This is a genomic window from Streptomyces sp. NPDC093109, assembly GCF_040701725.1.
GTDB lineage: Bacteria > Actinomycetota > Actinomycetes > Streptomycetales > Streptomycetaceae > Streptomyces.
In genome coordinates, this window is record NZ_JBFBEZ010000100.1 from 1 (window position 1) to 3,645 (window position 3,645).

Consider the following 3,645-nt stretch of genomic DNA (forward strand, 5'->3'; position numbering starts at 1 on the left):
ACACCCACACCCACCACACACCCACCTGGCACACCACACCCACCACACCCCACCCCCCCCTCCCCACCTACCCCTTCCAACACCACCACTACTGGTTGAAGACGGAAGGCGAGGCCACCGACATCAGTGCGGTGGGCCTGGACGGCAGCGGGCATCCGCTGCTCGGCGCGGTCGTGCGGCTTCCAGAGTCGGACGCGGCCGTGTTCACCAACCGGGTCTCCCTGCGTACCCAGCCCTGGCTGGCTGAGCACGCCCTCTCGGGGATGGTGCTGGTGCCCGGCACCGCCCTGCTGGAACTCGTGGTCCGCGCGGGTGACGAACTGGGGGCGACCGCGGTGTCGGAGCTGGTGGTCGAGGCGCCGCTGACGCTCCCGGAGACCGGCGGGACGCAGCTGCGGGTCTTCGTCGGCGAGGCCGACGACACCGGCCTGCGGCCGGTCACCGTACACTCGCGTGCCGACGACGCCGACGTGGACGCGGCCTGGATCCGGCACGTCGCCGGACAGCTTCACACCGAGCCTCGTCCGGCACCGGCTGTCGGCCCGGAGAGCTGGCCGCCCGTGGGCGCCGAGCCCGTCGCGGTGGACGGCTTCTACGACGAACAGCGCGCGGCCGGCTTCGAATTCGGCCCTCTGTTCCGGGGCCTGCGGGCCGTCTGGACGCGGGGCGAGGAGGTCTTCGCCGAGGTGGAGCTGCCGGACGACACCGACCTCTCCGCTTTCCTGCTCCACCCGGCACTGCTGGACTCGGCCCTGCACGCCGCCGCGTTCTTGCCGAGCCGTCGTGGTGAGACGACACCGGCCCGGCTGCCGTTCGCCTGGAACGACGCCGTGCTGCACGCGACCGGTGCCACCGCCCTGTGGGTGCGGGTCAACCCGGTGGGCGCCGACGACATCGCGGTAGAGGCGACCGACCCGACGGGCGCTCCGGTCGCCTCGGTCGGCAGGCTCGCCACCCGTCCTGTCGACGTCCACCGGATCGGCGCCGGAACCGGCGTCGCCGACATGCTGTTCACCACCGACTGGGCCCCGTTCCCGGTGGACGGCACGCGGCCGGCGGCCGAACCGGCGCCGGACACCGTGCTGGACCTGACGGATGCCCGCGCCGCGGACGAGGACCTGCCCAGGCACTCCAGGGACCTGGTCACCCGTGCGCTGGAGGCGATCAAGGCTCACCTGGGCACGGCCGAGCCCGCCGCCCCGCTGGTGATCCTCACCCGCGACGCGCGGTACGACCCGGCCATGGCCTCGGTGTGGGGACTGGCCCGGGTGGCGCAGTCGGAGAACCCCGGGCAGGTGGTTCTGGCCGACGTGGACGACATGGCCGCGTCCCGGGCACTGCTGCCCGCCGCGGTCGCGACGGGCGAACCGCAACTGGCCCTGCGCGACGGTGACGTCCTCGTACCACGGCTAGCCCGGCTGCGGTCCGAGGAGACCGGGTCGGCCGGACTGGACGCGGAAGGCACCGTGCTGATCACAGGGGGCACCGGCACGCTGGGCGCACTGGTCGCCCGGCGGCTGGTCACCCACCACGGTGTACGGCACCTGCTGCTCACCAGTCGGCGCGGCTCCGACGCCCCGGGGGCCGGGTGGCTGCGCGACGAACTCACCGCCCTGGGCGCCACCGTGACCGTCGCGGCGGCCGACATCGGTGACCGCGCGGCGGCCGCCGGCCTCCTCACGGACATCCCGGCGGACCACCCGCTCACCGCCGTGATCCACAGCGCCGCCGTACTGGACGACGGAGTGCTCACCTCGCTCGACGCCGAGCGGGTCGACAGGGTCTTCGGCCCGAAGGCCGACGGCGCCTGGAACCTGCACCTGCTCACCGAGCACCTGGGCCTGTCGGCGTTCGTCCTGTTCTCGTCGGCCTCGGGCATGCTGGGCAACGCGGGGCAGGGCAACTACGCTGCGGGCAACGGGTTCCTCGACGGTCTGGCCGCCTACCGCCGACGGCTCGGTCTGCCCGGGCTCTCACTGGCCTGGGGCCTGTGGGAGCAGGCCAGCGAGATGACCGGCGCGCTCCTGGACGGCACGCGCGGGCACCTCAAGCGGGAAGTGCTCGCAATGAGCGACGAGGAGGGGCTGCTGCTCTTCGACGCCGCGCTGCGCGGAGGCAGCTCGGCGCAGGGCCCCTCCGTCGTGGTGCCGGTCAAGCTCAGCCTCACCGCGCTCCGGCAGTCCGCGAATCCGCCCGCCGTGCTCGGGGACCTGGTGCCCCGCACTCGGCCCACCGCACGGCAGGGCGCCGCCGAGCCGTCGGACTCCTTTCTCGACCGGCTGCGCCGGATCACCGCGCCGGAACGTTCTAAGCAGCTCTTCGACATGGTGCTCGCGCACACGGCGGCCACGCTGGGTCACGCGGCGCCTGCGGCGGTCGACGGACGCCAGGCATTCAAGGACCTCGGCTTCGACTCGCTGGCCGCCGTCGACCTGCGCAACCGCATCGGCGCCAGTACTGGCCTGCGGCTGCCGGCGACCCTGGTCTTCGACTATCCCACCCCCACCGCGCTCGCCCGCCACGTGGAGCAGCAGTTCGGCCTCGGCGAGGAGGGGGACGGCGGCTCAGGCGTGGACGGAACGGTCGCTGCGGTCCTCGCGGAACTGCACCGGCTGGACGCCTCACTCGACCGGCTGCTGCCGGAACCCGACGACCGCGCGGAGGTGGCGGGCCGGCTGCGCGAGCTGGCGGCCAAGTGGCACGGCTCCGGCGCTGCGGCCGACTCCGACCTGGAGTTGGCGACCGACGAAGAGATCCTGCGGCTCGCGGAAGCCGAACTGGACCTGCCCCAGTCCCCGAAGGCGTGAAGGAGTCCGCCGTGACCAATGACACCGTTCTTCGTGATTACCTGAAACGCACCCTCGTCGAACTGCGGCAGGCCCGCGAGAAACTGCGGGAGGCGGAGGCCGCTTCCCAGGAGCCGGTCGCCATCGTGGGTATGGGCTGTCGGCTGCCCGGGGGCGTCGCCACCCCCGAGGATCTGTGGCGGCTGGTCGACTCCGGGACGGACGCCGTCGGGCCCTTCCCCGACGGCCGCGGTTGGGACGTGGCGGGCCTGTACGACCCCGATCCCGACGCGCCGGGCAAGGCGTACGTCCGCGAGGGCGGGTTCTTGCACGACGCCGCCGGGTTCGACGCGGAGTTCTTCGGCATCTCCCCGCGCGAGGCGCTCTCACTCCACCCACAGCAGCGGCACCTGCTGGAGGTGTCCTGGGAGACCATCGAGCGGGCCGGCATCGACCCGGCCTCCCTGCAGGGGAGCCAGACCGGGGTGTTCGCCGGCGTGATGTACCACGACTACGCCCCTCCCCTGCGGGAAACGCCCCCCGAGGTCGAGGGCCTGCTGAGCATCGGCAACTCCGGCAGCGCGGCCTCGGGCCGGATCTCGTACACCCTCGGTCTGGAGGGCCCGGCGGTGACGATCGAGACGGCGTGCTCGTCGTCGCTGGTGGCACTGCACCTGGCCGCCCAGTCACTGCGCTCAGGCGAGTGCGACCTGGCCCTGGCCGGCGGTGCGGCCATCATGGCGGCGCCTGACACGCTCGTACATTTCTCGCGGCAGCGGGGGCTGGCACCGGACGCCCGCTGCAAGGCCTTCGCCGCTGCGGCCGACGGCACCGGCTGGTCCGAAGGCGTCGCCCTCGT

General features: G+C 73.2%; 2 protein-coding genes. Both read left to right on the forward strand.

Annotation, left to right across the window (positions count from 1 at the left end; translation table 11 throughout):
• The coding region (locus tag AB0389_RS37670) for an SDR family NAD(P)-dependent oxidoreductase (protein WP_366400100.1) at positions 1-2,807 on the forward strand (2,807 nt) is incomplete at its 5' end.
• Between the two features lie 11 nt (positions 2,808-2,818).
• The coding region (locus AB0389_RS37675) for a beta-ketoacyl synthase N-terminal-like domain-containing protein (protein ID WP_366400101.1) at positions 2,819-3,645 on the forward strand (827 nt) is incomplete at its 3' end.